Source organism: Mycolicibacterium neoaurum ATCC 25795 (assembly GCF_000691525.1).
GTDB lineage: Bacteria > Actinomycetota > Actinomycetes > Mycobacteriales > Mycobacteriaceae > Mycobacterium > Mycobacterium neoaurum.
In genome coordinates, this window is record NZ_JMDW01000008.1 from 494,173 (window position 1) to 520,103 (window position 25,931).

Sequence of the window (25,931 nt, forward strand, 5' to 3'; positions counted from 1 at the left end):
CCCTGGACAATGACCGCTTCAGCAGTCCCGCACGATCCCGCCACCGGCAAGGATGGTGTCCGCCACTCGCACCGCACGATGTTGTTGGAGGACCGCCCGGTCAACCTCGACGGCTTCGTGGAGGAATGGCCCGAGGTCGGCATGGTCGCCATGGAGAGCGCCTTCGATCCGGAGCCCAGCGTCCGTGTCGAGAACGGCGTCATCGTCGAGATGGACGGGGTGGCGCGCGCCGATTTCGACTTCATCGACCAGTTCATCGCCGACAAGGCGATCGACGTCGAGACCACCGAGGCCTCGATGGCGATGCCGGCGGCCGAGATCGCGATGATGTTGGTCAATCCCACCGTCACCCGCGCCGAGGTCATCGCGGTGACCAAAGGACTGACGCCGGCGAAGCTGCTGGCAGTGGCCAAGACGTTGAACATCGTCGAGATCATGATGGCGATGCAGAAGATGCGGGCCCGCCGCACGCCGGCCAACCAGGCCCACTGCACGAGCGCGCGGGACAACCCGGTGCAGGTCGTCTGCGAGGCGGCCGAGGCCTCCATCCGCGGATTCGCGGAGATGGAAACGACTTTGGGCGTGGTGCGGTACGCACCGCTGGTGGCCATGGCCCAGCAGATCGGCAGCCAGGTGGGCACGGGTGGACCATTGACCCAGTGCGCGCTGGAGGAAGCGACCGAACTCGATCTCGGTATGCGCGGGATCACCGCCTACGCCGAAACGATATCGGTGTACGGCACCGAACCGGTGTTCGTCGACGGTGATGACACGCCGTACTCCAAGGCGTTCCTGGCCTCGGCCTACGCATCACGCGGGATCAAGATGCGCTTCACCTCGGGCACCGGCTCGGAGGTCCAGATGGGTAACGCGCAGGGTAAATCCATGCTGTACCTGGAGATCCGCTGCATCCTGGTGACCAAGGGTGCCGGCGTACAGGGGCTGCAGAACGGGTCGATCTCCTGTATCGGTGTGCCGGGCGCGGTGCCGGGTGGTATCCGGGCGGTGGCCGCCGAGAACCTCATCGCCTCGGCAGTGGATCTGGAATGTGCTTCGGGTAACGACCAGTCGTTCTCGCATTCGCCGATGCGCCGGACCGCGCGGCTGATGCCCCAGATGATGCCCGGAACCGACTTCGTCTGCTCGGGCTACTCGGCGGTACCCAACTACGACAACATGTTCGCGGGATCGAACCTCGACAGCGACGACTTCGACGATTTCAACACCATCCAGCGCGATCTGCAGATCGACGGGGGTCTGCGCCACGTCAAGGAAGCCGACATCCTGGCGGTACGCACCCGCGCTGCCAAGGCGTTGCAAGCGGTGTTCGCCCACCTCGACCTCCCGCCGATCAGCGATGCCGAGATCGATGCCGCGGTGTACGCCAACGGAAGTCGTGAGTGCATCCCGCGCGATGTACTGGAGGATCTCAAGGGCGCTCAGCAGGTGATGGACCGCGGCATCACCGGCCTGGATCTGGTCAAGGCGCTCGAGGCCACCGGCTTCTCCGATATCGCACGGAATCTGTTCACCGTTCTGCGGCAGCGCATTTCCGGTGATCTGTTGCAGACATCGGCGATCATGACGCGTGATCTGCAGCCGTTGTCGGCGGTCAACGACGCCAACGACTACAACGGCCCGGACACCGGTTACCGGCCGACGGGGCAACGGTGGGAGGAAATGAAGCGACTGCGCCATGTGACCAGCGCTGCCAACCCGGAAATGGAGGTGGAGTGACCATGTCGACCACAATCGGTGAAGAACAGCGTTCACTCGCGTTCGAAGAGGTCGGACCGGCGCAGCGCGGAACGCGCAGTGACGAGGTGGTGCTGGCGATCTCGCCGGCCTTTGCCGACTTCTTCAGCAAGACCATCGTCGACACCCCGCATGCCGAGGTCATCCGCCAGATCTTGGCCGGTATCGAGGAACAGGAGGTGGCGGCACGCTGCATCCGTGTCCGGCACAGCGCCGATCTGGCCGTGTTGGCGCACACCGCTGCCAAACTGTCCGGCTCGGGCATCGGGATCGGGATCCTCTCGCGCGGTACCGCGATGATCCATCAGCGCGATCTGCCGCGATTGTCGAGTCTGGAACTGTTCCCCCAGTGCCCGCTGCTCACACTGGACACCTACCGCAGTATCGGTGCCAACGCCGCGCAGTACGCCAAGGGTGAATCCCCGGAGCCGGTTCCGACGCTCAACGACCAGATGGCCCGCCCGCGGTGGCAGGCCAAGGCGGCGCTGTTGCACCTCAAGGAGACCGAGCAGATCCGCAAGGGCAACAAGCCCGTCGAGGTGACACCGAAGTTCAGCGTCGCCGCCGCGGTCTGATCGCCGGGGCGGGCGTGCAGCAGGGAGGTTAGGTCTTGGTGAGTGTCACGGTGGTCGGGGTCGATATCGGTAACTCGACAACCGAGGGCAGCGTCGCCCGGATAGACGAGACCGGCTCGGTGGTCTATCTCGGCGGCGCGCTGACCCGCACATCGGGGATCAAGGGCACCGTCCGCAACGCCGAGGGCGTGGTCAAGGCGGTCACCCGCGCCGTGCAGAATGCCGGGATCACGGTGGACGAGCTGGATCTGATCCTGCTCAACGAGGCCACCCCGGTGATCAGTGGACTGGCGATGGAGACCATCACCGAGACCATCATCACCGAGTCGACGATGATCGGACACGACCCGCGCACGCCCGGTGGCCGTGGGCTGGGTGTCGGTGTCATCGTCGATATCGGGTCGCTGGACGACGTGCATCCTGGTGATTCCGTGATCGTCCTGGTGCCCGGTGGCGCCGATTTCGAATGGACTGCCACCACCATCAACAAGGCCGTCGAGCGCGGTGCGGACGTGACCGGTGCGATCCTCGGCAACGACGACGCGGTGCTGGTGGCCAATCGGTTGGCCACCAAGATCCCGATCATCGACGAGGTCTCCCGCGTGGACGCCGTCCCGGTCGGCATGCTCGCGGCAGTCGAGGTCGCCGGACCTGGCCAATCCATCCGCACGTTGTCGAATGCCTATGGATTGGCAACCATTTTCGAGCTCGATCCGGACCAGACCCGGGTGGTTTCCCCGGTGGCCAGAGCGCTGACCGGTAACCGGTCTGCGGTGGTGGTGCGCACCCCGTCCGGTGATGTGGAAGACCGCACCATCCCGGCAGGTTCGCTGGAGTTCATCGGCGCCTCCAAGCGAGGTCTCATCGACGTCTCCCGCGGTGCTGCCGAGATCATGGCCGAGGTCGAGCGCGTCAGTCCGCTCCAGGATGTGCTCGGGGAATCGGGCACCAACACCGGTGGCATGATCGCCAATGTCCGACAGAGCATGGCGGATCTGTCCAAACACGCGCTGGCCGATGTGCGCATCCAGGATCTGCTGGCGATCGACACTCTGGTTCCCCAGGAGGTGCGTGGCGGGGTGGCCGGTGAGGTGGCCCTGGAGAACGCGGTCGCATTGGCGGCCATGGTGCGCACCAAGGAGAGCGGGATGCAGGCCGTCGCCGACGCGGTTGCGACGGCATTGCGTGACGCCGGTGCCACCCGCATCTCGGCGGTGGTGGGCGGAGTGGAGGCCGAGATGGCCGTGCTCGGTGCGTTGACCACACCGGGCACCGAAAAGCCCTTGGTCGTCCTCGACATGGGTGGCGGATCGACCGATGCGGCGGTGATCGAGCGCTCCGGTGATGTGCAGGCCGTCCACCTGGCCGGCGCCGGGGACCTGGTGACCAAGCTCATCGACGCCGAACTGGGCTTGGACAACCTGGAGCTGGCCGAGGACATCAAGCGGTTGCCGCTGGGGAAGGCGGAGAGTTTCTTTCACGTCCGGCTGGAGAACGGCACCGTGCAGTTCTTCGACAAACCGCTGCCGCCCAACGCCTTTGCGCGAGTGGTCACCCTCTCCGAGACCGGGATGAGCCCCATCCCGACCCGGCACTCACTGGACCGCATCCGCACGGTCCGCCGGACTGCCAAGGAACGGGTCTTCGTCGTCAACGCCCTGCGCGCGTTGCGCGCGGTCGCGCCGCACGGTGACCTCCGCCAGATCGGCTTCGTGGTGCTGTTGGGTGGATGCGCGCTGGATTTCGAGATTCCCGAGCTGATCGCCGATGCGGTCGCACCCTACGGAATCGTCTGTGGGACTGGAAATGTGCGCGGAACCGAGGGGCCGCGCAATGCTGTGGCGTCCGGTCTGGTGGCCTCGTATGCCGCCCGGTCGCGTGAGCGCGACAGGGCGCCGGTCGATGCTTGAAGGGGGACAGCCCGAGAAACCGGCGATCCTTGTCCTGAGCGCGGGTGGCGCACTGGAGAGTGAGGTGCTGGCCGGTATCGAGGAGGAGGGCGTGCCCTACCTCGTCGAACGGGTGGCCCCGGACGGCGACAGCGATGCGCAACGGCTGGCGCGACGTGCTGCGGCACGGTCGTCGTTGGATGTGGGCGTGGGCATCGACGCCGACGGCGGGGTCGCGATCCTGCACGACAAGTTGCCCGACGGGGTCGAGGGTCTGTCCGCCGCGCAGCCGGCAACCCCGCGCGAAGGCCGGGTCGCCGGGCACAATGCCGCGCGCATCGTGGTGGGTGTGCCTCTGATGGATGTGCCGAGATGACCGATGTGGCCGCACAAGCCGTCGACGTGTTGACGGCGCTGGAGGCTTCGGTCAAGTCGCACAGTGCGTTTGTGAGCAGCTGTTGCGATGCGGACTGGATCGACGAGGACGGCCGGATTGCGGTGCGCTGGCTGTTGTCGGCGCTGCGGGAGCACCGACGCAGATTGCGGCGGGCCATCCGATTGTGGCGGACACTGTCGGTCGCCGATCCGGTGGACGGCGCGTTGGTGACGGCGACCAACGAGTTGTTGGACGAGAACCGGTTCTTCACACCGCATATCGCACGGTGGCGGTCGGCGGCGGTGGGTTCACTCCAGATCGACAGGGTCGGCTTCTGGCGCGATATGGCCGCCTTGGCTGCGGCCAATCTGCAGGAAGCCGAAAAGGGTTGCCCGACGGCGCCGCTGCCGACCTCCGCACGGCAATGGCCCCCGGTATCCCGGCGAACTGCATAGATTCGGTGCGTTTTCGAGGCCATGTTGGGCTGGACAGCGCGCCGGTAACGGGTGATACTACTTAACCAAAGGTCGGCTAACCGACCTTTAGGCTGACTCGTACAAGGCAGTCGAACGCTTCCCGGTCAGCCAGCGGCTGGCAGATGCGGAGACGCCCGTTCCGGCGCCCCCGATCACCGTCGATCGAGCGCAATTGCACTGTCAATGAAGGAGTTTTGAAGTGGCCGGTGTCGAAGAACACCTCGAGAGCGCAGACTATCTGCAAAAACGACAGCTCAAATCGGGCACCGCGGGCTGGGTGCTGCTGGCCGGGCTGGGCGTCAGCTATGTCATCTCCGGCGATTACTCGGGATGGAACTTCGGGTTGGAACAGGGCGGCTTCGGTGGGCTGGCCATCGCCGCGGTGATCATCGCCGGCATGTACCTGGCGCTGGTGCTGGGGATGGCCGAACTGTCCTCGGCGCTGCCCGCGGCCGGCGGTGGCTACACCTTCGCCCGGCGGGCGATGGGGCCGTGGGGTGGTTTCGCCACCGGCACAGCGATTCTCATCGAGTACGCCATCGCCCCTGCCGCCATCGCCACCTTCATCGGTGCCTATGTCGAGTCGCTCGGGCTGTTCGGTATCACCGACGGCTGGTGGGTATACCTGGCCGCCTACGCCTTGTTCATCGGTATCCATCTGGCGGGTGTGGGCGAGGCGCTGAAGGTGATGTTCGTGATCACCGCGATCGCCCTGGTGGGTCTCATCGTCTTCGCGATCGCCGCGATCGGGCATTTCGACATCGCCAACCTGACCAATATGGCGGTCGACGAGACGGCAGCGGGCGCGTCGAGCTGGTTGCCCAACGGCTACCTCGGAATCTGGGCGGCGTTCCCGTTCGCCATCTGGTTCTTCCTGGCCATCGAGGGCGTGCCGCTGGCGGCCGAGGAGACCGCCGATCCGGAGCGCAACGTCCCCCGCGGCATCATCGCCGGGATGGGTGTCCTGCTGGTCACCTGTGCGACGGTTTTGATCCTGACCACCGGTGCCGGTGGTGCCGACGCGATGTCGAGCTCCGGCAACCCGTTGGTCGAGGCGCTCGGTGACGGCACCGCGGCCAAGGTCGTCAACTACATCGGCCTCGCCGGTCTGATCGCCAGCTTCTTCTCGATCATCTACGCCTACTCGCGGCAGCTGTTCGCGCTGTCCCGGGCCGGGTACCTGCCCAAGGCGTTGTCGGTCACCAACTCTCGCAAGACGCCGACGCTGGCCCTGATCGTTCCCGGACTGATCGGGTTCGGGCTGTCACTGACCGGACAGGGCGCGACCCTGCTGAACATGGCCGTCTTCGGCGCCGCGCTCAGCTACGTGCTGATGATGATCAGCCACATCGTGCTGCGCCGGCGCGAACCGGACATGCCGCGGCCCTACCGCACCCCCGGCGGTGTGGTGACCACCGGTTTCGCCCTGGTGATCGGTGTCTTCGCCGTCATCGCCACCTTCCTCGTCGATCCGGTCGCCGCCGGCATCTGCCTGGGCGTGTTCGCCGCGTTCATGCTGTACTTCGCGGTCTACAGCCGGCACAAGCTGGTGGCCAACTCGCCCGACGAAGAGTTCGCGATGCTCGCGAAGGCGGAGAGCGAACTCAAGTGATCTACCGGCAGCAGGTCTCGGGCGTGAACTACGCCTTCGACGGACTCGTGGAGCTCTTGGCCAAGGCGACACCACTGCGCTCGGGCGACCAGCTCGCCGGGTGCGCCGCCGAACACGACGCCGAACGCGCGGCCGCCGCGTGGGTGTTGGCGGACCTGCCGCTGGAGACCTTTCTCAACACCGAGGTCGTGCCGTATGAGACCGACGAGGTGACCCGGCTGATCATGGACAGCCATGACCGGCGGGCCTTCGCCCCGGTGTCGGGGCTGACGGTGGGCGGTCTGCGGGACTGGCTGCTGGAGACGGCGTCGCGGGACGATGCCGCGGTGCGCATCGCGGCGATCTCTGCGGGGTTGACCCCGGAGATGGTGGCCGCGGTCAGCAAGATCATGCGCAACCAGGACCTGATCGCGGTGGCGGCGGCATGCACCGTCACCGCGGCATTCCGCACCACCGTCGGCCTACCCGGCACGCTGGCCACCCGACTGCAGCCCAACCATCCGACCGACGATCCGCGCGGTATCGCCGCAGCTGTCCTCGACGGTCTGCTGCTGGGGTGTGGTGACGCGGTCATCGGGATCAACCCGGCCACCGATTCCCCGCAGGCGACCGCGGATCTGTTGGATCTGCTGGATTCGATCCGCACCCGCTACGACATCCCGGTGCAGTCGTGCGTGCTCTCGCACATCACGACGACCATCGGACTGATCGAAGCGGGTGCGCCGGTGGACCTGGTGTTCCAGTCCATCGCGGGCACCGAGGGTGCGAATTCCGCTTTCGGAGTGAATATTTCGTTGCTGCGCGAGGGGCGTGATGCGGCGCTGGGTCTGCAGCGCGGCACCGTCGGCAGCAATGTCATGTACCTGGAGACGGGGCAGGGGTCCGCGCTGAGTTCCCACACCCATCTCGGTGTTGGCGGCAAGCCGGTCGACCAGCAGACGCTGGAGACCCGCGCCTACGCCGTCGCGCGCGACCTCGATCCGCTACTGGTGAACACCGTCGTCGGATTCATCGGACCGGAGTACCTCTACGACGGTAAGCAGATCATCCGCGCCGGGCTTGAGGATCACTTCTGCGGCAAGCTGATGGGCCTGCCCATGGGCGTCGACGTCTGCTACACCAATCACGCCGAGGCCGACCAGAACGATATGGACACCCTGCTGACGCTGTTGGCGGCGGCCCGTGCGGCGTTCGTGATCACCGTGCCCGGCGCCGATGATGTGATGCTCGGGTACCAGAGCCTGTCCTTCCACGACGTGCTCACCACCCGCCGGACCCTTGGACTGCGGCCCGCCCCGGAGTTCGAGGCCTGGCTCAAACGCGTCGGGATGGTCGATGACACCGGCCGGCTGACCCCCTTCGACCTGACGCACTCACCGCTGCGTGCGCTGACCTCCGCACCATGAGGAGTGCCATGCGCGATACACCGACAGATGTTGCCGTTCAAGAGTTCTGGGACGAGCTGCGCAAGACGACCCAGGCCAGGATCGGGCTGGGCCGGGCCGGCACCGCGCTGCCCACCCGGCAGGTGCTGGAATTGGCCGCCGCACACGCCGCTGCCAGGGACGCGGTCCACATACCGCTGGACACCGACGAACTCGCCGACGCCGTGCGGGCGGTGGGAATCGGGGAGCCTGTGGTGGTGTCCAGCCGGGCCGGTTCCCGCGAGGAGTACCTGCGCAGGCCCGACCTCGGCAGGATGCCTGCCGAGTCCCTCGAGGTCCCGGCGAGTCCCGCCGATATCGGTTTCGTGCTGGCCGACGGGCTCTCCCCGACGGCATTGAGCCATCACGGTGCCAAACTGCTTGCCGCGCTGGTCTCGGCGCTCGGCGACCGCTACTCCATGGCCCCACCGGTGATTGCGACCCAGGCCCGGGTCGCCCTCGGCGATCACATCGCCGCGGCCCAGGGGGTACGCACGCTGTTGGTGATCATCGGCGAGCGGCCCGGTCTGAGCGTGGCCGACAGCCTCGGCATCTACCTGACCCATCTGCCGCGGCCGGGGCGCACCGACGCCGACCGCAACTGCATATCCAACATCCATCCACCCGACGGGCTCGGCTATGCCGAGGCGGCCCGGGTCGCCGCCGGCCTGGTCGGCGGAGCCGTGGCGCTCGGACGTTCCGGGGTGGATCTCAAGGACACCTCACGCGCACTGGCCGCGGCCGACCCCGACGAACTGACCTGATCCGTCCCCCACTCAGGAGATGACCGTGTTCACCCATGTCCGCAGGATGGTCCTGCCCGTCTTCGCCGCCACGGCGGTTGTGACCCTGGCGCTGTCGGGGTGTAGCTCCGACAGTGGCGAACGTGCTGACGGCCAACGTGCTGACGGCCAACGTGCTGACGGCCAACGTGCTGACAGCACCGCACCCGAGAGCACGGGTGCCGCGAGCACCACCGGTGCGGCCTCGGCTCCGGACTGTCGGGTGCTGGCCGAGGACCCGGGCTGGTACGGCGACAATCGCGCGCGTATCGACGCCATGATGGCGGAGATCGGACGCTGCGGTGCCCCCGGCTACATCGCCGAGGGCGCTCCGCTGGCGCTGTTCGACTGGGACAACACGGTCGTCAAGAACGATATCGGCGATGCCACCTTCTTCTGGATGGTTCGCAACGGGAAACTGCGCGCGCCGAAGGGCGGGGACTGGTCCACCACGAGCCCCTATCTGACGCCCGCCGCTGCGGGAGCCTTGTCGCGGGCCTGCGGTGCCGCCGGTCCCGGGCAGCCGATGCCCACCGATACCGATACCCGCTGTGCCGACGAGTTGGTGTCGGTCTACAGCGAGGCCGAGACCACGGCCGAGGAGCCGGCGTTCGCCGGGTTCAACGCCCGCCGGATCGAACCCGGCTATGCCTGGGCGGCGCAGATGCTCGCGGGCTGGCCGGAAAAGGAGCTCGAAGGATTCGTCGAACAGGCCCGCCGGGAGAACCTGGATGCCGCCGAGGGCACCGAGCAGAAGGTCGGGACCACCGAGCAGACCGGGTGGGTGCGCTATTACCCCCAGATGCGCGATCTGATCGGTGCGCTGCAGGCCAACGGTTTCGACGTCCGGATCATCTCGGCCTCGGCCGAACCGGTGGTCCGGGTGTGGGCCGCCGAGTTGGGTATCCCCGCCGACAAGGTGATGGGCGTCCGCACCGAACGCGACGGGGACGTGGTGACCTCGCGTCTGGTCCCGTGCGGCGGCGAGCTCTCCATCCCGTACATCGAAGGCAAGCGCTGCCGGGTCAACGAGCAGGTGTTCGGGGTGAGCGGGCCTGCCGCCTATCAGCAGCAGCCCGAACCTCGCCGGGCCGCGTTCGGCGCCGGGGACTCCGATACCGATATCAGCTTCCTCGATGACGCGACCGTCCTGCGGCTGGCGATCAACCGGAACAAGGACGAGTTGATGTGCACGGCCTACGACAACGCCGACGGGCGCTGGATCATCAATCCGATGTTCATCGACCCCGCCGAGCAAGCCGAACCGTACTCATGTGCGACCGAGGGCTATATCGAACCCGACGGCGGCACGGGCCCGTTGCGCCGCGCCGATGGCACCCTGGTGCCCGACCAGACCGATTCCGTCCACTGACGGTGCCGTTCGCCCGCTGGGACGCGTTTTGACCTGGGCAGATGTCTGCCGGTAAGCTCCACCGTCGGCGTGTGCTGCCCTTTCGAGGGCATACGGGCCCCGGGTCAATGTCGGTCGCCGGGAGCCTCATCGCATGCGCCGGACCGGCACGTAACCCGAGAGAAGAGAAGGTAAGCACTGTGCCTACTTACACGCCGAAGGCGGGTGACACCACGCGTTCGTGGTACGTCATCGACGCCCAAGACGTGGTGCTCGGCCGGCTCGCCGTCGAAGCAGCAAAGCTGCTGCGCGGCAAGCACAAGCCGACATTCACGCCCAATGTCGACGGTGGCGATTTCGTCATCGTCATCAACGCCGAGAAGGTCTCCCTCAGTGGAGACAAGCTCACCAAGAAGTTCGCTTACCGTCACTCGGGTTACCCCGGTGGCCTGCGTCGGCGCACCATCGGCGAGCTGCTGGACAAGCACCCCACGCGCGTGGTCGAGAACGCCATCGTCGGGATGCTCCCGCACAACAAGCTGAGCCGTCAGGTGCAGAAGAAGCTGAAGGTGTACGCCGGCCCGGAGCATCCGCATGCCGCGCAGCAGCCGATTCCGTTCGAGATCAAGCAGGTGGCGCAGTGACCGAAGCCGAAGTGACCGAAGTGACCGAAGAGGTCGTCGAGACCCCGACCGGTGAGTACGTCGAAGAAACCGTCGTCGTCGAAGAAGGTGTCGAAGAGGCCGCCCCGCGCGAGCCCGTCTACATCGATCGCCCCATCCAGACCGTCGGCCGCCGCAAGGAGGCCGTGGTTCGCGTGCGCCTGGTGCCCGGCACCGGAAAGTTCAATCTGGACGGCCGCTCGCTGGAGGCGTACTTCCCGAACAAGGTCCACCAGCAGCTGATCAAGGCTCCGCTGGTGACCGTCGATCGGGTGGACAGCTTCGACATCTACGCCCACCTCGATGGTGGCGGCCCGTCCGGCCAGGCCGGCGCGCTGCGGCTGGCGATCGCTCGTGCACTGATCCTGGTGCAGCCCGAGGATCGTCCCGCACTGAAGAAGGCCGGGTTCCTCACCCGCGACCCGCGTGCCATCGAGCGCAAGAAGTACGGCCTGAAGAAGGCCCGCAAGGCGCCTCAGTACAGCAAGCGCTGATCTGTCGTCTTTCGGCCGCCGGGTGTGGAGCAATCCACACCCGGCGGTTTCTTTTTATCGTGACCTTCTTTGCTCTGTCACCGTCTGCGCTGGTCACACGCCGCTCAAGCCGGTAGCCCGGGGGCCATACCGAGAGTGATCCAGGTCTCTTCCGGGTTTGATTCCTCGACGCGATGGTGAACCGTGGGGACCGAGGAGCGGGGGCGCGCTTGCGCGTCCGGGCAGATCCGATCTGCCGTCGGTACGAGTCAGTCAGCTCGTAGTGAGACCGAACCGCTCCCGCTGACTGAAAGGATGCTCGATGAAGAACACCATGATGACGCGTATGACCGCCGGCGCCGCGATGAGCGGGGCCCTGCTGTTGTTCGGTGGCGCAGCCGTTGCCGCCGCCCAGCCCGAGGACGGCAAGGTCGACCTGTCGATCGGTACCGCAGGCGTGCTGACCGACGTGCCGGTTACCACGGCCGCGCAGATCGCCGCGGACCTGTGCAAGACGGATCTCGGCGAAGTGACCGTGACCGCGGAGAGCGTGGACACCGCCGGTGCCCAGCAGAGCGCCTGCACCAACGCGACGGTGGGTCAGGTCGACTTCCGACAGAACGGCCAGCAGCCCGGTGAGGCCACCACGCCGGCCACCCCGGCGCCGGCCACCGCCGAGGGCGCGTCGTACTCCGAGGAGCCGGTCCAGACCGACGAGCCGGTCACTGACGAGGCCACCGCGGGCTCGACCGATGAGGCCACGGAGACCACCGTGACCCCGGTCCCGCAACCGGAGCCGGCCGGTTGATCTGATCGCCGTATTTCAGCTCGCTGAAGCCACTGCCCGCGTCCATCGGACGCGGGCAGTGGTGTTTCTCCTGGGATTGGTGGGAATTCTCAGCCGGCCGTCGGGCTGTCAGTTCGCTCTGGGGCGCCCGGGTATGAGAAATTTGACGTCATGGCTCGACTGTTCGGCACCGATGGCGTGCGCGGAGTCGCCAATCGGGATCTCACTGCGGAACTGGCGGTGGCGCTCGGTTCGGCGGCCGCGCGGCGGCTCGGCTCGGTATCGACGACCGGACGCCGGGTAGCGGTCGTGGGACGGGATCCGCGGGCCAGCGGCGAGATGCTCGAGGCCGCGGTCATCGCCGGCCTGACCAGCGAGGGCGTCGACGCTTTGCGTGTCGGCGTCCTACCCACTCCCGCGGTGGCCTATCTGACCAGTTCCTACGATGCCGACTTCGGCATCATGATCTCCGCATCGCATAATCCGATGCCCGATAACGGCATCAAGATCTTCGGGCCGGGCGGGCACAAGCTCGACGATGCCGCCGAGGACCGCATCGAAGAACTGGTCAGTTCCGGTCCGGGACAGCGTCCGGTCGGGGCCGGTATCGGTCGCGTGGTGGACGCCGAGGATGCGCTGGAGCGCTACCTGCGCCACGTCGCCAAGGCCGTCACCACACCGCTGGACGGCATCAGGGTGGTCGTCGACTGCGCCAACGGTGCCGGTTACGCCGCCGCTCCGCTGGCCTACCGTGCCGCGGGCGCCGAGGTGATCGCCCTGAGCGCGGAGCCCAATGGTCTCAACATCAATGCCGATTGCGGTTCCACGCACATGGAGGCGCTCGCGGAGGCGGTCGTCGCGCACGGTGCGCACCTCGGTCTGGCTCACGACGGTGACGCCGACCGCTGCCTGGCCGTGGATGCCGACGGCCGCATCATCGACGGTGACGCGATCATGGTGATGCTGGCCCTGGCCATGCAGGAATCACAGGAACTTGCGTCCAACACGCTGGTCACGACGGTGATGAGCAATCTGGGCCTGCATGTCGCGATGCGTGCCGCCGGCATCGACGTGCGCACGACCGCCGTCGGTGATCGTTATGTCCTCGAAGAGCTGCGGTCCGGGGAGTTCTCGCTCGGCGGTGAACAGTCCGGACACATCGTGCTGCCCAGCTTCGGCACCACCGGCGACGGGATAGTCACCGGGCTGCGGCTGATGTCCCGGATGGCCCAGACCCGCAGTACCTTGGCGGACCTGACCGCGCCCATGCAGACGATGCCGCAGGTGCTGATCAACGTCGCCGTGCACGACAAGGCGACGGTTGCGCAGGCCCCCGCCGTCCAGGAAGCCGTCGCCGAAGCCGAGGCAAAGCTCGGCGATACCGGCCGGATCCTGTTGCGGCCCTCCGGAACCGAGCAGGTGGTGCGGGTGATGGTCGAGGCCGCCGATGCCGATACCGCCCGCCAGCTGGCCGCACAGGTGGCCGAATCGGTGAGCCGACACACCTAGCCGCGGAAATCGATCCGCGAAGAGTCGACAGATATCTGAGACGCTTATCTACTCGCCCGAATGCCCAAGTTCGTAGCGCTACTCGGAGAACCATCACCCGTCTAGTCCGAGAAGCGATGCGCCCCGCGGGGTGAGTCGGAAGCGTAGTGGTTTCCGCGTCACTGTTTCGATGATCCCGGCGTCATCTAGCCGCTGGAGTCGCGGGCGGGCAAACTGGGTGGATCGACCCATCACATCGGCCAGAGTATGCAGTTTGACGGCACGGTTTACGTCGAAGTGGTGGGCCTGGCCCAGGGTGAACAGGATTGAGGCGATATCCCCGGGATCCACGGGAGGAGCCGACTCACGATCGAGTCCGATGCTCAGCGGAAATTGCTCGTCCGTCACGAGGGCGCGGAGCCGCGCCTCTACTGCGTCGATCTTCTCTCGACGCTCGGAGAGGTCGAGCAGCAGGCGATGTTGTGCCTCGGCGATGATCTCCAGCATCGCGATCAGGTAGCGCGTCAGATCGCCACGGTTTCAAAGGATTCTCGGCATCAGTGAAGGCTCGGTAGTAGCGATCTTTGTTGTCGGCGACCGTTGCCGATAACGCCAGGCTTGCGTATGGAGCCAGCACCTGACGGAGGTCCAGAGCCAGAAGGTAGCGCCCCGTCCGGCCGTTGCCGTCGTAGAACGGGTGCGCATACTCGAAGATGAAATGCGCGGCGGCAGCCCTGATCAAATGAGGGATTGAGTCGTCGCGACCTTGGCTCAACATGACAGTGAGCGCGTCGTCGATCGCCGATTCGGGCATCACTCCGGTGTGTACGATCTTGGTCCCCGACTCGACCGACACCGGACCTTGCCGGAACCGCAGGCCGTCGGGGGCGTCTTCGTCGCGAATCTCACCTGCGGTGACCGCATCGTAGATTCCCCGGACGTCGTCGAGCGTCTGCGGGCCTTCAGCTTCGTCGCTCCCGATGTCCAGGTAGAGCCGCACCATCTCCATGAATCGTTTGTTCTCGGTTGGTCGCTCCGCCTGGACCGCCTTGATCGCCGCGCTGATCTCCTTCCGGGTCGAGCGGACCTGTTCGATCTCGTTGGTCGCCTGAATCTCGTCGATCACCATGCGGTGTAGGTAGTCGTCTCGCGCCCTTCCCGGTAGCCCATCCCACTGGGCCTGAATCTTCGGTTCGAAGCTCATGATCCGTTCGATCAACGTTGCGACTTCGGGTGTCATCAGCGCGAACATCTGGAAATCGCCGATCATCAGATCCCAGTGGATGGCGGCAGGAGACTCCCGCCGAGATCGCTCCTCGGCTTGTAGCCCAGCACGATCCCGCTGATAGAAGATCGACTTCAACGTTCTGTACGTCACTGATCTATCTCCGCATGTGCACTTGATAGCAGCTCGACGGGCCATGCATATTTTATGCAAGGTCCATACTGGATCAAATAGAACCGAGGCGCGCGGTGTCTATGTCGCATTTGCAGGCAGGTAGACGTCCGTGCATGCCCTCACCGTCGCCGACATACATGACCTTTACGCATGCCGCGTCCATCGCTGCCGCCACACACTGGCCGCGGATTGGATGGAACCGCGGCGGTGCCCGGTGCGTCCTATTCCGTATGGGATACATCGACTCGGCGCGGATGGATGTCACCGTGATCCTCGGTGCCGCGCAGCGGTATGACAGTGTGGCCGGCCTCCTCGATGATGCCGCCGGCCGCGCCCATATGGTGTTCGGTGCCGCCGGGGCGGGGCGGGAGTACGCCGACTGCGGCGCGCTCGTGCAACGCGTCGTCACCGAAACCGTGGGCCAGCTCCGGTCTTGGGCTGCGGCGAATCGTGAGATTGCGTCGAGTCTGCGGATCTCGGCTGCCGATTACGCCGATATCGACGCCCGCGCCGCCCGCCGGATCGGGTGAGCGGTGTTGGAGCAGGGGATGCCCGCCGTCGAGGTGCTGACCGAGTATGTGCGGGCCTGCCGCCGGCTCGGGCACGACACGCCTGACCCGGTGCTGCTGCACACCGCCTACACCGCAGAGCAGTCGCTGGATCTCGGCGCGCTGGCCGCCGACTGCCGGACACTGTCGGCCGCTGCTGCCGTTGCCGAAGAGGCGCTGACCGAACAGGAGCGCGCCCAGAATGCGGTGCTGACACAGTGGCACGGTGTCGGCGGTGACGTCGCCGCCGACTTTCTACGCAGGCATGCCGATGCGGCGGTTGCGGCCGTCGGGAATCTCCGTTGCACGGCAACAGCATTGCGGGATCTCACCGATCGCCTGCGACAGCTGGTCGAGGAGAAGGTCGACGCCACCACCGATATCGAGGCGCGTGGTGTTCGCGAGGTGTGGCTCGGGGCGGCGCGGACGGTGACCACCGGCGCCGGCGACCGCTCGACGGCCAGCGAGCTGGTGGATCAGCAGGTGGCACCTTTTGTCGCCACCGATATCGCCGGTGACTGGGTCCTATCCATGCGGTCGACCGAGCGGTCCATCCGCGATGCGTACCGCTCGGCTGCCGATGCGGTGGGCGCGGCCGTCGTGTTCACCGGTCCCGGCCGTCCGGCGCTGCCGGCGCCGGTGACGGTGGAAAGTACTGCCGTGCAGCCAGTCTCGTATTCTTCACCGGCGACGGTACCCGCGGGGTTCTCGGCCGAGCAGCTGGCGACGCCCGTGCCGTCTGTGGCCCCGGCCGCTGTGGCGTCACCGGTGGCACAGCCCGTGGCGCCGCCGGAAACGCCTGCCGCCGCATCGCTGCCCCCGGGCGGCGGAGTGGGTGCCATGCCGTCACCGGCCGCGGGATTGTCCGGCCTGTCGGGTCTGGGCCAGCCGTTCGCGGACATGCTGGGAGGGCTGTTCGGATCGGGTGCTTCCGGCTTGTCGTCGGACCCTTTCGGAGTGGACGATCCCTTCGACACCGGCGATGACGCGGCGGACGAAGCGCTCGACGAGGAGGACACCGACACCGAGGAGGAGGCCGATGACGAGGGCGCCGAAGACGAGCAACCCGAAGATGACGAGCCCGAAGAAGAAGCGTCCGAAGATGACGAGTCCGAGGAGCACGGGCCCGGGGCCGTTACGGCCGATGAGGTGCCGCTCGGTGCCGCCGAGGCAGCGCCGGTTGCCACCCCGGTACCCACGGCATTGCCCGAGCCGCCGGTCGATCCCGCTGCGCCGGTTGCACCGCCGCCCGCCACACCATGCGAGATCGCTGCCGATGCCCTCCCGCAGGCGGGACCGTGAGCTACCGACCGTTGTGCGCTCCGGCGATCCCGCGAACAGACAGGTGTTCCCCCTAGAACCGTGATTCTAGGGGGAACACCTGTCTGCTCGCGGGGCGGAGAAGGTCAGCGCGGGGAACCGGCGCCGCTTCGGCGCGGCCGGCCACGACGTGCCCCGGCGTTCGCAGCAGGGGAGCCGGAACCGCCGGATCCACTGTGCCGTGCGGGCTTACGCCGACGGCTGGACTGTCCGGCGGGACGCGCGGCGGGTTGCTCGGGCACGTCGAGCACGATTGGGCCGCTGAACGTGCGCTCGCCGGGGGCGATCTCCTGCAGCACCGGATGGTCCGCACCGCGGAACTTGGTCACGGTGGCCTTCACACCCGCCTTGCGGGTGAGCACCTTGACGTCGGAGACCTGGCTGTCCAGCATCAGCGTCACCACGGTGCCCTCGCTGCCTGCGCGCGCGGTCCGGCCGGACCGGTGCAGGTAGGCCTTGTGCTCGACCGGCGGATCGGCGTGCACCACCAGGTTCACATCGTCGACGTGAATGCCGCGAGCGGCGATATCGGTGGCGACCAGCACGGTCGCCGAACCATCCGAGAAGGCACCGAGGTTGCGGGTGCGCGCATTCTGGGACAGGTTGCCGTGCAACTCTACCGCCGGTACACCGCGCGAATTGAGCTTGCGGGCAAGGCCTTTGGCACCGTACTTGGTACGGGCGAAGACGATGGTCCGACCGGGTGATGCGGCGAGGTCGGCCAGCACCTCGAAGCGGGCGTCATGCTCGACGTGCAGCACGTGGTGCACCATCGCCGAGACGGGCGACTGCTCGGAGTCCACGCTGTGCACGACCGGGTCATGCAGGTACCGCTGGACCAACACGTCGATGCCGTTGTCCAGGGTGGCCGAGAACAGCAGCCGCTGGCCGTCGCGAGGCGTGCGGTCGAGCAAGCGCTTGACCGGCGGCAGGAAGCCGAGATCGGCCATGTGGTCGGCCTCGTCGAGCACGGTGATCTCCACGCCCGACAGGTCGGCGTGGCCGGACTTGACGTGATCTTCGAGCCGGCCGGGGCAGGCGATGACGATATCGACACCGTCGCGCAGCTTTTGGATCTGCGGCTGGGCGCCGACGCCACCGAAGATGGTCACCGACTTCAGTCCGGTGGCCTTGGCCAGCGGGGCCAGCGAGGCGTCGATCTGGCTGACCAGTTCCCGGGTCGGGGCGAGGATCAGGGCGCGGAACCGGCCGGATCGGCGAGGCTGCGGCGCGGCGGTGAGTCGTCCGACCACCGGCAGCAGGAAGGCGTAGGTCTTACCCGATCCGGTCTTGCCGCGGCCCAGGACATCGCGGCCGGCCAGTGAGTCGGGCAGCGTCGCAGCCTGAATCGGGAAGGGGGACTCGATGCCGCTGGCAGCGAGTGTGGATACAACGGCCTCGGGCAGGCCGAGGTCGGCAAAGGTGGGCACGTAAAAGCTCCAGATAGATAGAGTGCGGTCGTCCTGCCCGGCGCGGGTGATCCCGCGGCGCTCGGTGTGACGATCGGCCACGGCGTAGAAATCGCCTTGGCGAAGCGGCAAAAGGCAGAACAGACGATGCCGCTGGGAACCACCCTACCCAATGAGGCATGCGCGCCCCAATTATGAGGCGCGCATCACCCTCTCAGAGGTCGCTGGTAAGGGCGATCAGTTCCTCGGTGAAGCGGTGCGCCTCGGCGCCGTCGAGGGCGAGCGGGTGCACCAGCATGGTGGTCACCCCGGCCTCCTTGTATGCCGCGAGGCGCTCCTTGACGTATCCGCGCGGACCGACCAGCGAGACGTTGCGGACCAGATCGTCGGGGACCGCGGCGATCGCTTCTTCCTTCTTGCCCGCCAGGAACAGGTCCTGGATCTGATCGGCGACCTCACCGAATCCGTAACGGGTGGCCAGTTTGTGATAGAAGTTCTGTCCCTTGGCGCCCATACCGCCGATGTACAGCGCCAGCTGGGGTTTCGCCCACGCCAACCGGTCTTCGACATCGTCGCCGATGGCGAGGCTGGCGCTGACCATGATGTCCAGCGGGCCGAGTGCGGGGTCACGTTTGGCGTAGCCGGCTCGCAGGGAGTCGCCCCACACGTCGTCGGACCTCTCCGGGTAGAAGAAGATCGGCTGCCATCCGTTGGCGATCTCGGCGGTCAGCTCGACATTCTTCGGCCCGAGCGCGGCGATGTTGATCGGGATATCCTCGCGCACAGGGTGATTGATCAGCCGCAGCGATTTGCCCAGCCCGGTGCCGCGGTCGGCGGGCAGCGGGATCTGGTAGTGCTTGCCGTCGTAGGCGACCTTCTCGCGGCGCCATACCTGTCGGCAGATGTCGACGATCTCGCGGGTGCGTCCCATCGGCGCATCGAAGGGCACACCGTGAAAGCCCTCCATCACCTGCGGGCCGGAGGTGCCGATGCCGAGGCGGAAACGGCCATCGGAGACGTAATCGAGACCGGCGGCCGTCATCGCCAGCAGAGTGGGGGTTCGCACGTATATCGGGACGACGCCGGTGCCGAGTTCGATCGTCGAGGTCTTAGCCGCCAGATAGCCGAGCTGGCTGATGGCATCGAACGAGTAGGCCTCGGCGACCAAGGCGATGTCGACGCCGATCTTCTCCAGTTGGACGACCTGCTCGGCGGCCTCTTTGAAACCGCCGGCGTAGCTGAGGAAGATGCCAGTGCGCATGGCTGCGTTTATATCACCAACCAGTTGGTTGGACGCTTGTCGGCCGGACGTTTCGGGCGTCAGCCCTTCAGTAGCGCGACGACCTTGTCTTCGAGAGTCGGCTGCTCTGCGTTGGGATCCAGTGCCACCGTCTTGGGCAGCGTCACCTCGGGATCGGCGAAGTCGCGGTAGGTCTTGTCCCCGGCGAGGACGAACAGCAGATAACCGGTCAGCAGCGCCCGTACCGCCTTCTGGGTGCCCTTGTCGGCGCCGGGCAGGCCCACGGCCTTGGCCAACCGCCTGCCCTCCACGAGGCCACCGGACTCGCCCTTGCTGACGATCCGCAGCGTCGAGGACGTCCAGGCCTGCGCCAGCGCGTCCGCATTGGAACGGAGGGAACTCGAATCCGCTGAGGCCCGCAGGATCAGTCCCGGAAGCTCCAGCCCGGCAGCCGGTTGCTCGGCCGGGGGGCTGCTGACCGCGGGAAACAGGGCCGCAGCGGTCTTGAGCCGCGAACCCATGCCTGCCGCGGCGAAGACGGCGGCAGAGCCGCCGAAACCATGCCCGACGACGCCGAGCTTGCTGGGGTGAACGCTGATCTTGCCCGGCCCCAGCCGCACCCCGGCGATGATGTCCAGTGTGGTGCCCAGGTCGACGGCGAGGTTCAGCACCGACGGCGCGAACGTCTTCTCGGTATCGGGGGCCGCCGCGACGATGCCCCACGAGGCCAGATGCTCCAACGTGCCCGCATAGCGGTCGCTGCCGGTCAGCCAGTCGTGACCGAAGGCGATGCCCGGCAGATTGAACCCCGATTCCGGGGTATAGACGACGCCGGGCTGGCCGGCGAACGCGAGGTCCCCACGCAGCACACGGTGCGGTCCGCGCCGGGTCAGGGCTGCGAAGAGCTTCTTCGTCTTGGCCACGCATAGACCCTAGTCGACGCGCGTGGACGGGCGGCGGATCGGCACTGCACTACCCTGGGACGCTATGTGTGGAATCGTCGGCTACGTCGGACGGCGCCCTGCCTGCGAGATCGTCGTCGACGCGCTGCGCCGGATGGAGTATCGCGGATACGACTCGTCAGGTGTGGCCTTGCTCGACGGCTCAGGTGGGCTGATCGTGGAACGCAAGGCGGGCCGGCTGGCCAACCTGGAGGAAGCGCTCGGCGAGGCCGGTGGTGACGCGCTCGTCGGCAGCACCGGGATGGGGCATACCCGGTGGGCCACCCACGGGCGGCCGACCGATCGCAACGCCCACCCGCACCGCGACAGCAGCGGGAAGTTCGCCGTGGTGCACAACGGCATCATCGAGAACTTCGCCGGGCTGCGCGCCGAGCTGGAAGCCGTCGGTGTCGAGTTCGCCAGCGATACCGATTCCGAGGTCGCGGTGCATCTGGTGGCCCAGGCCTACCGCCACGGTGACACCGCCGGTGACTTCGTGGCGTCGGTGCTCGCGGTGCTGCGCCGTCTGGAGGGGCACTTCACCCTCGTGTTCGCCTTCGCCGACGAGCCGGGGACCATCGTGGCGGCCCGGCGCTCGACCCCGCTGGTGGTCGGTGTCGGCGACGGCGAGATGTTCATCGGTTCCGATGTGGCGGCGTTCATCGAGCACACCCGCGAGGCCGTCGAGCTCGGTCAGGACCAGGCCGTGGTGATCACCGCCGACGGTTACCGGGTCACCGACTTTGCCGGCCAGGACGCGCCTGCCCGACGTTTTCATGTCGACTGGGATCTCAGCGCCGCCGAAAAGGGCGGTTACGAGTTCTTCATGCTCAAGGAGATCGCCGAGCAGCCGACCGCGGTCGCCGAGACGTTGCTCGGGCACTTCGAGGGTGGCCGCATCGTGCTCGACGAGCAGCGGCTCTCCGATCAGGAGCTGCGCGAGGTCGACAAGGTGTTCATCGTCGCCTGCGGTACGGCGTATCACTCCGGGTTGTTGGCCAAGTACGCGATCGAGCACTGGACGCGGCTTCCGGTCGAGGTGGAGCTCGCCAGCGAATTCCGTTATCGCGACCCGGTTCTCGATCGCAGCACGCTGGTGATCGCCATATCGCAGTCCGGTGAGACCGCCGACACCCTCGAGGCGGTCCGGCATGCCAAGGAACAGAAGGCCAAGGTGCTGGCCATCTGCAACACCAACGGCAGCCAGATTCCGCGCGAGGCCGATGCGGTGCTGTACACCCGGGCCGGGCCGGAGGTCGGGGTGGCGTCCACCAAGACCTTCCTGGCGCAGGTGACAGCCAATTATCTTGTCGGCCTTGCCCTTGCGCAGGCCCGTGGCACCAAGTACGCCGACGAAGTCGCCCGCGAGTATCACGACCTGGAGGCCATGGCCGCTCAGGTCGAACGGGTGCTCGGCTGCATGGATCCGGTCACCGAGTTGGCCCACAAGTTCGCCAACTCCTCGGCGGTGCTGTTCCTGGGCCGCCATGTCGGCTATCCGGTGGCGCTGGAGGGTGCGCTCAAACTCAAGGAACTCGCCTATATGCACGCCGAGGGTTTCGCGGCCGGCGAGCTCAAGCATGGTCCGATCGCGCTCATCGAGGACGATCTGCCGGTCATCATCGTGATGCCCTCGCCGAAGAGCGCGGCAACGCTGCACGCCAAGCTGCTCAGCAACATCCGGGAGATCCAGGCACGCGGTGCGGTCACGATCGTCATCGCCGAGGAGGGTGACGACACGGTGGCCCCGTACGCCGATCACCTGGTCGAGATCCCGGCGGTGTCGACGCTGTTCCAGCCGTTGTTGTCGACGATCCCGATGCAGGTGTTCGCCGCGGGTGTCGCGCAGGCGCGTGGTTATGACGTCGACAAGCCGCGCAATCTGGCCAAGTCGGTCACCGTCGAGTAACGCTGTGGGAGTCGGGCATTGGCGCAGTGATGCGGCGCGTGCCCACTTCGCGGCCGCCTACGACACGGCATTGGCGCGGCTTCCGGCTGTCGACCGGATGTGGGATGTGGACACGGCATTCGGCACCGTGCGGGTGTATCGGTTCGAGGGCGGGCCTGGCCGGCCGGTGGTGTTGCTGCCCGGCCGTAACGCCTCTACCCCGATGTGGGCGGACAATCTGCCGGGCCTGCTCGCGCATCGCCCGGTGTACTGCGTCGACCTGCTGGGTGAGCCGGGAATGTCGGTGCAGCGCAAGCCGATCACCGGCGCCGATGACCAGGCGCGCTGGCTGGACGATGTGCTGACCGGTATCGGGGAGGAGTCGGTCCACATTCTGGGGGTGTCGTTCGGTGGGTGGAGCGCGATGAACTACGCGTTGCGCCGACCTCAGAAGGTGGCGTCGCTGGTGCTGGTCGACCCGGTGCTGACCTTCGCGTCGATCCCACTCCGGACCATGCTGGCATTCCTTCCGATGGGGCTGCCGGGCGTCCCGGACAGATTGCGGCGCAGCATCTTGCGGTGGATATCCGGGGGAGCCAAGGTCGACGAATCCGATCCCGTGCTGATGCTCATCGACGCGGGTACCGCCGACTTCGCGCTGCAACAGCCTGCGCCCACCAGGTTCAGTCCGGAGAAGTTACGCGCACTGCGGGTCCCCGTCCTGGCGATCATCGCCGGGCGCAGCGTGATTCACGATGCGCGCCGCGCGGCCGCCACGGCCCGCTCGGTGCTGTCGGCGGGACAGGTCGAGGTCTGGGAGCGGGCTTCACACGCGGTGACCGGGGAGTTTCTCGACGAGATCGCTTCGCGGACAAGCGAGTTCTGGGCAGGCGTCGACCGGTAGTTGCTGCGCGAGGTGGGCCCAGTTCAGATGGGCCGCCGGACGGTGGTGGCGTCGATGTCGATTCGGTGACCGTGCGAGTCGGTCGGGTACAGTTCGGCCAGCGGGCCACCGTTCTCGTCGACGAGGACTGACCGCGGTTCCTTGTCGGCGAAGGTATGTCGCTCGCCCCATTGGCGCATGGCCACGATGACGGTGAACAGGTCGCGGCCTGCGTCGGTGAGTACATAGATCTGGCGGCGCCCCGATGCCGCGGTCTCTCGGGTGAGGATGCCGTGCTCGACGAGTCGGCGAAGCCTGTCCGTAAGGATGTTGCGCGCCACGCCGGTGCGGTGCTGAAAGTCGGTGAAGGACCGTGCGTTGTCCATCGCGTCGCGAATGATCAGCAGGCTCCAGCGATCTCCCACGAGGTCGAGCGTGCGCGCGACCGGACACGTGGGGTCGGTCCACGTCACATCGTCGACGGGTACGACGGGCTCCATCACGCCTCCCGATGAGTTGCGAATTAAAACTATTCTGCCATAGTGGGAAATAGTTGCGAATTGCTACTGATTGGGGACGTTGTGAGACTCAGGCAGAGAACCCTGCTCGCGATGGTCTGCGCCGTCGCTGTCGCGACGGTCTACGTCGCCCAGCCGGTGCTCGCGCAGATCGGGCGAGAGTTGGGCGTGTCCGAATCTGACCTGGGATGGATCGTGGCGGCAGGGCAGATCGGCTACCTGGTCGGCCTGGCCGTCCTGGCTCCGTTGGGTGACATGCTGGACCGGCGCGCGCTCATCGGCGGCCAACTCTTCCTCGCCGCGGGCGGGATGCTGGTGGCCGCGCTCGCACCCGGTCTGTGGTTTCTGCTCATCGGTCTGGCCGTGACCGGGTTCTTCGCCGTGGTCGTGCAGACCACCGTCGCCTTCGCCGCCGATCTGTCGACGCCCGCGGAGCGGGGTCGCACACTCGGGATGGTCACGTCCGGTGTCGTCATCGGCATTCTCGGCGCGCGCATCCTGGCGGGGATTCTCGCCGACCAGTGGGGATGGCGAAGCGTCTATGCCGCGCTCATGCTGCTACTCGTCGTGCTCTCGATCGCGGTGCTCACACAGCTTCCGGCAGAGCACAGGTCGCGTCGCAGGTCCTACCGCGATGTCGTGGCGTCGCTCGGGAGCCTCTTCGGCGAACCGCTGTTCGTCTCCCGCGGGCTGATTGCGTTCTTCCTCTTTGCGTCGTTCGGCACGCTCTGGAGCGGACTCGCGTTACCTCTCGCCGCCGAGCCGTGGCAGCTGAGCCCGGCTCACATCGGCGCGTTCGGGATCGCCGGGCTCGCCGGTGCGCTGGGAGCCGCGCGGGCAGGCCGATGGGCAGACGCCGGTAGGGCCGACATCGTGACCGGGGCAGCGCTGGCCTTGTTGGCGCTGTCCTGGATGGCAGCTGGGCAGGCGAGCTGGTCGCTCTGGCTGGTGATCGTCGGTGTCATCGTCTTGGACTTCGCGGTTCAGGCCGCCCACGTCAGCAACCAAGCCCTTCTCGCTGCTGCCTACCCGCACCAGACCAGCAGCGCCATCGGCGGTTACATGATCTTCTATTCGCTGGGCTCCGCGCTCGGCGCGACCGCCACCACCGCGATGTACGCAGTCCGCGGGTGGACGGGGTCTACCGTGATCGGTGCGAGCTTCGCGCTCTTCGGGCTGTGTGCCTGGGCGCTCGGCCGGCGCACGGTGGCGGCGCCGCGTTGATCCGCTGCGGTGTGGTCAGCCGGCCCGGCGTGCGCGTTCACTCGGCGGGACACCGTACTGGCGGCGGAAGGCCCGGTTGAACGTTCCCTGGTCGGTGAAGCCGCTCGCCCGGCACGCGTGGCCGACCGATGAGCCTCGGGCGATCAGGCTGTCCGCGTGTTCGAGTCGGTGGCGCCGGATCTCGCTCGCGGGCGACCGGCCGTCCTCGGCAAGCAACTGCTGAACCGAACGCAGCGACAGGTGGAACTGTGCGGCCAACCGGGCCGCCGTGAAATCCGGGTCGTGGAAGTGCGTGCGGATGTACCCGAGCAGCCGGGCGCGCAGTTCGGAACGTGTCGGGGCAAGGTCGTGGTGATCGGGCGTACGGGTTGTCGCTGCGATACGTTCGGTCGCGTCGACGAAGGTCAGTAGCCGAGCGCCGGTGGTGCCCAAAGGTTTTGCCGACAATGTCACCGGGATGGGCTGACCGGCCCGGGTGATGAACCACTCGTGGGCGGTCATACTCGTCGAGCCGCAGCCGTCCAGGATCGGGCAGGCGTGCGACGGGTATCGCGATCCGTCGGGATGCCATTCGTGCAGCGTGTCGTGGCTGGGCGCTCCGATCACGTCATCGACGGATCGGTACCCCAGCATGGTCAGCGCGGCCTGGTTCGCCAGGGCCACCGCGCCGTCCGGCCCGATGACCCACAGCGGGGTCGGGGCCACGTCGATGACCGCCGACAGCGTGCCGGCATCGAGGGCAGTCTCGTTCACCACATCCCACCTGGATTCCGATATTGGAGCCGACACTAGGTTGCGTGCGTTTCGGGTGTGTTTCGCCGGGCGTTACGTTGCGGTTAAACGACATCCGTCGTCGTGGGCGTTCGCGAAATGCCGGATTTCCTTCGCCTTCTGCCATGGGCAGCGGGCGT

Annotated in this window: 24 protein-coding genes; 18 read left to right on the top strand and 6 right to left on the bottom strand. The window is 66.9% G+C overall.

Features of this window, described 5'->3' with window-relative positions:
* Window positions 1-9: 9 nt before the first annotated feature.
* The 13 genes from IC40_RS0109875 (at window position 10) to glmM (ending at window position 13,671) form a co-directional block, all read left to right on the top strand.
* Window positions 10-1,737, top strand: coding sequence for a propanediol/glycerol family dehydratase large subunit (locus tag IC40_RS0109875; protein WP_042509981.1), 1,728 nt, complete (start codon window positions 10-12; stop codon window positions 1,735-1,737).
* Between the two features lie 2 nt (window positions 1,738-1,739).
* A complete protein-coding gene (locus IC40_RS0109880) occupies window positions 1,740-2,330 on the top strand; it encodes a propanediol/glycerol family dehydratase medium subunit (RefSeq protein WP_030134549.1) in 591 nt (196 codons plus the stop codon).
* Window positions 2,331-2,368: 38 nt separating this feature from the next.
* Window positions 2,369-4,240 (top strand): diol dehydratase reactivase subunit alpha, encoded by a 1,872-nt coding sequence (locus IC40_RS0109885; RefSeq protein ID WP_030134550.1) that lies wholly within the window; start codon window positions 2,369-2,371, stop codon window positions 4,238-4,240.
* Window positions 4,233-4,595, top strand: coding sequence for a glycerol dehydratase reactivase beta/small subunit family protein (locus IC40_RS0109890; protein WP_042509980.1), 363 nt, complete (start codon window positions 4,233-4,235; stop codon window positions 4,593-4,595). Before IC40_RS0109885 ends, IC40_RS0109890 begins: the two co-directional genes overlap by 8 nt.
* The gene (locus IC40_RS0109895) at window positions 4,592-5,050 is read left to right on the top strand and encodes a hypothetical protein (protein WP_030134552.1); all 459 of its coding nucleotides are present in this window, start codon (window positions 4,592-4,594) and stop codon (window positions 5,048-5,050) included. Before IC40_RS0109890 ends, IC40_RS0109895 begins: the two co-directional genes overlap by 4 nt.
* 220 nt (window positions 5,051-5,270) lie before the next feature.
* Complete coding sequence (gene eat / locus IC40_RS0109900) at window positions 5,271-6,683, top strand: ethanolamine permease (RefSeq protein ID WP_030134553.1); 1,413 nt, start codon at window positions 5,271-5,273, stop codon at window positions 6,681-6,683.
* A complete protein-coding gene (locus IC40_RS0109905) occupies window positions 6,680-8,089 on the top strand; it encodes an ethanolamine ammonia-lyase subunit EutB (protein WP_030134554.1) in 1,410 nt (469 codons plus the stop codon). The genes eat and IC40_RS0109905 overlap by 4 nt, the downstream gene beginning before the upstream one ends.
* 8 nt (window positions 8,090-8,097) lie before the next feature.
* Window positions 8,098-8,871, top strand: coding sequence for an ethanolamine ammonia-lyase subunit EutC (gene eutC, locus IC40_RS0109910; RefSeq protein ID WP_030134555.1), 774 nt, complete (start codon window positions 8,098-8,100; stop codon window positions 8,869-8,871).
* A 19-nt stretch (window positions 8,872-8,890) separates the two neighbouring features.
* Entirely contained in the window at window positions 8,891-10,261 is a 1,371-nt protein-coding gene (locus tag IC40_RS0109915; protein ID WP_030134556.1) for a haloacid dehalogenase-like hydrolase, read from the top strand.
* Window positions 10,262-10,440: 179 nt separating this feature from the next.
* Window positions 10,441-10,884, top strand: a complete 444-nt coding sequence (gene rplM / locus IC40_RS0109920; RefSeq protein ID WP_030134557.1) for a 50S ribosomal protein L13 — start codon at window positions 10,441-10,443, stop codon at window positions 10,882-10,884.
* Entirely contained in the window at window positions 10,881-11,396 is a 516-nt protein-coding gene (gene rpsI, locus IC40_RS0109925) for a 30S ribosomal protein S9 (protein ID WP_019511337.1), read from the top strand. Before rplM ends, rpsI begins: the two co-directional genes overlap by 4 nt.
* Before the next feature lie 301 nt (window positions 11,397-11,697).
* Window positions 11,698-12,183 (top strand): hypothetical protein, encoded by a 486-nt coding sequence (locus IC40_RS26845; RefSeq protein ID WP_051644298.1) that lies wholly within the window; start codon window positions 11,698-11,700, stop codon window positions 12,181-12,183.
* A 150-nt stretch (window positions 12,184-12,333) separates the two neighbouring features.
* The gene (gene glmM, locus IC40_RS0109935) at window positions 12,334-13,671 is read left to right on the top strand and encodes a phosphoglucosamine mutase (protein ID WP_030134559.1); all 1,338 of its coding nucleotides are present in this window, start codon (window positions 12,334-12,336) and stop codon (window positions 13,669-13,671) included.
* A gap of 343 nt (window positions 13,672-14,014) precedes the next feature.
* Here the strand turns inward: glmM and IC40_RS28455 are convergent, their stop codons facing one another.
* Window positions 14,015-15,013, bottom strand: a complete 999-nt coding sequence (locus IC40_RS28455) for a Fic family protein (RefSeq protein WP_276203164.1) — start codon at window positions 15,011-15,013, stop codon at window positions 14,015-14,017.
* A gap of 266 nt (window positions 15,014-15,279) precedes the next feature.
* Here IC40_RS28455 and IC40_RS0109945 point away from each other — a divergent pair, with 266 nt between their 5' ends.
* On the top strand, window positions 15,280-15,579 hold the full coding sequence (locus tag IC40_RS0109945) for a hypothetical protein (RefSeq protein WP_030134560.1): 300 nt from the start codon (window positions 15,280-15,282) through the stop codon (window positions 15,577-15,579).
* An 18-nt stretch (window positions 15,580-15,597) separates the two neighbouring features.
* Window positions 15,598-16,899, top strand: coding sequence for a hypothetical protein (locus IC40_RS0109950; protein WP_042510009.1), 1,302 nt, complete (start codon window positions 15,598-15,600; stop codon window positions 16,897-16,899).
* A gap of 104 nt (window positions 16,900-17,003) precedes the next feature.
* On the opposite strand, the gene IC40_RS0109955 is transcribed toward IC40_RS0109950, so the two are convergent.
* From IC40_RS0109955 to IC40_RS0109965, 3 genes are all read right to left on the bottom strand, one after another.
* Window positions 17,004-18,347, bottom strand: coding sequence for a DEAD/DEAH box helicase (locus tag IC40_RS0109955; protein ID WP_030134562.1), 1,344 nt, complete (start codon window positions 18,345-18,347; stop codon window positions 17,004-17,006).
* Window positions 18,348-18,540: 193 nt separating this feature from the next.
* Window positions 18,541-19,587 (bottom strand): LLM class F420-dependent oxidoreductase, encoded by a 1,047-nt coding sequence (locus IC40_RS0109960; RefSeq protein ID WP_030134563.1) that lies wholly within the window; start codon window positions 19,585-19,587, stop codon window positions 18,541-18,543.
* Window positions 19,588-19,646: 59 nt separating this feature from the next.
* A complete protein-coding gene (locus tag IC40_RS0109965) occupies window positions 19,647-20,489 on the bottom strand; it encodes a dienelactone hydrolase family protein (protein ID WP_030134564.1) in 843 nt (280 codons plus the stop codon).
* A 64-nt stretch (window positions 20,490-20,553) separates the two neighbouring features.
* Here IC40_RS0109965 and glmS point away from each other — a divergent pair, with 64 nt between their 5' ends.
* Together glmS and IC40_RS0109975 are read left to right on the top strand one after the other, a co-directional pair.
* Window positions 20,554-22,416: a glutamine--fructose-6-phosphate transaminase (isomerizing) gene (gene glmS / locus IC40_RS0109970; RefSeq protein ID WP_030134565.1), complete on the top strand. Its 1,863-nt coding sequence runs from the start codon at window positions 20,554-20,556 to the stop codon at window positions 22,414-22,416.
* Window positions 22,367-23,299 carry an alpha/beta fold hydrolase gene (locus IC40_RS0109975; RefSeq protein ID WP_042509979.1) on the top strand — a complete coding sequence of 311 codons (933 nt, stop codon included), beginning with the start codon at window positions 22,367-22,369 and terminating at the stop codon, window positions 23,297-23,299. Before glmS ends, IC40_RS0109975 begins: the two co-directional genes overlap by 50 nt.
* Before the next feature lie 23 nt (window positions 23,300-23,322).
* Here the strand turns inward: IC40_RS0109975 and IC40_RS0109980 are convergent, their stop codons facing one another.
* Window positions 23,323-23,778, bottom strand: coding sequence for a winged helix-turn-helix transcriptional regulator (locus IC40_RS0109980; RefSeq protein ID WP_030134567.1), 456 nt, complete (start codon window positions 23,776-23,778; stop codon window positions 23,323-23,325).
* A gap of 111 nt (window positions 23,779-23,889) precedes the next feature.
* Between IC40_RS0109980 and IC40_RS0109985 the strand changes: the two genes are divergently transcribed.
* Window positions 23,890-25,020, top strand: a complete 1,131-nt coding sequence (locus tag IC40_RS0109985) for an MFS transporter (RefSeq protein WP_036469671.1) — start codon at window positions 23,890-23,892, stop codon at window positions 25,018-25,020.
* Window positions 25,021-25,035: 15 nt separating this feature from the next.
* Here the strand turns inward: IC40_RS0109985 and IC40_RS0109990 are convergent, their stop codons facing one another.
* Window positions 25,036-25,773 (bottom strand): helix-turn-helix domain-containing protein, encoded by a 738-nt coding sequence (locus IC40_RS0109990; protein ID WP_158631988.1) that lies wholly within the window; start codon window positions 25,771-25,773, stop codon window positions 25,036-25,038.
* Between the last annotated feature and the right edge of the window lie 158 nt (window positions 25,774-25,931).

Bases quoted from the DNA above. Each gene is read 5' to 3' on its own strand.
- IC40_RS0109875 (WP_042509981.1), top strand. From the start codon at position 10: ATGACCGCTTCAGCAGTCCCGCACGATCCCGCCACCGGCAAGGATGGT.
- IC40_RS0109880 (WP_030134549.1), top strand. From the start codon at position 1,740: ATGTCGACCACAATCGGTGAAGAACAGCGTTCACTCGCGTTCGAAGAG.
- IC40_RS0109890 (WP_042509980.1), top strand. From the start codon at position 4,233: ATGCTTGAAGGGGGACAGCCCGAGAAACCGGCGATCCTTGTCCTGAGC.
- IC40_RS0109895 (WP_030134552.1), top strand. From the start codon at position 4,592: ATGACCGATGTGGCCGCACAAGCCGTCGACGTGTTGACGGCGCTGGAG.
- eutC (WP_030134555.1), top strand. From the start codon at position 8,098: ATGCGCGATACACCGACAGATGTTGCCGTTCAAGAGTTCTGGGACGAG.
- IC40_RS0109915 (WP_030134556.1), top strand. From the start codon at position 8,891: ATGACCGTGTTCACCCATGTCCGCAGGATGGTCCTGCCCGTCTTCGCC.
- IC40_RS26845 (WP_051644298.1), top strand. From the start codon at position 11,698: ATGAAGAACACCATGATGACGCGTATGACCGCCGGCGCCGCGATGAGC.
- glmM (WP_030134559.1), top strand. From the start codon at position 12,334: ATGGCTCGACTGTTCGGCACCGATGGCGTGCGCGGAGTCGCCAATCGG.
- IC40_RS0109945 (WP_030134560.1), top strand. From the start codon at position 15,280: ATGGGATACATCGACTCGGCGCGGATGGATGTCACCGTGATCCTCGGT.
- IC40_RS0109950 (WP_042510009.1), top strand. From the start codon at position 15,598: ATGCCCGCCGTCGAGGTGCTGACCGAGTATGTGCGGGCCTGCCGCCGG.
- IC40_RS0109960 (WP_030134563.1), bottom strand. From the start codon at position 19,587: ATGCGCACTGGCATCTTCCTCAGCTACGCCGGCGGTTTCAAAGAGGCC.
- glmS (WP_030134565.1), top strand. From the start codon at position 20,554: ATGTGTGGAATCGTCGGCTACGTCGGACGGCGCCCTGCCTGCGAGATC.
- IC40_RS0109975 (WP_042509979.1), top strand. From the start codon at position 22,367: ATGACGTCGACAAGCCGCGCAATCTGGCCAAGTCGGTCACCGTCGAGT.
- IC40_RS0109980 (WP_030134567.1), bottom strand. From the start codon at position 23,778: ATGGAGCCCGTCGTACCCGTCGACGATGTGACGTGGACCGACCCCACG.
- IC40_RS0109985 (WP_036469671.1), top strand. From the start codon at position 23,890: ATGGTCTGCGCCGTCGCTGTCGCGACGGTCTACGTCGCCCAGCCGGTG.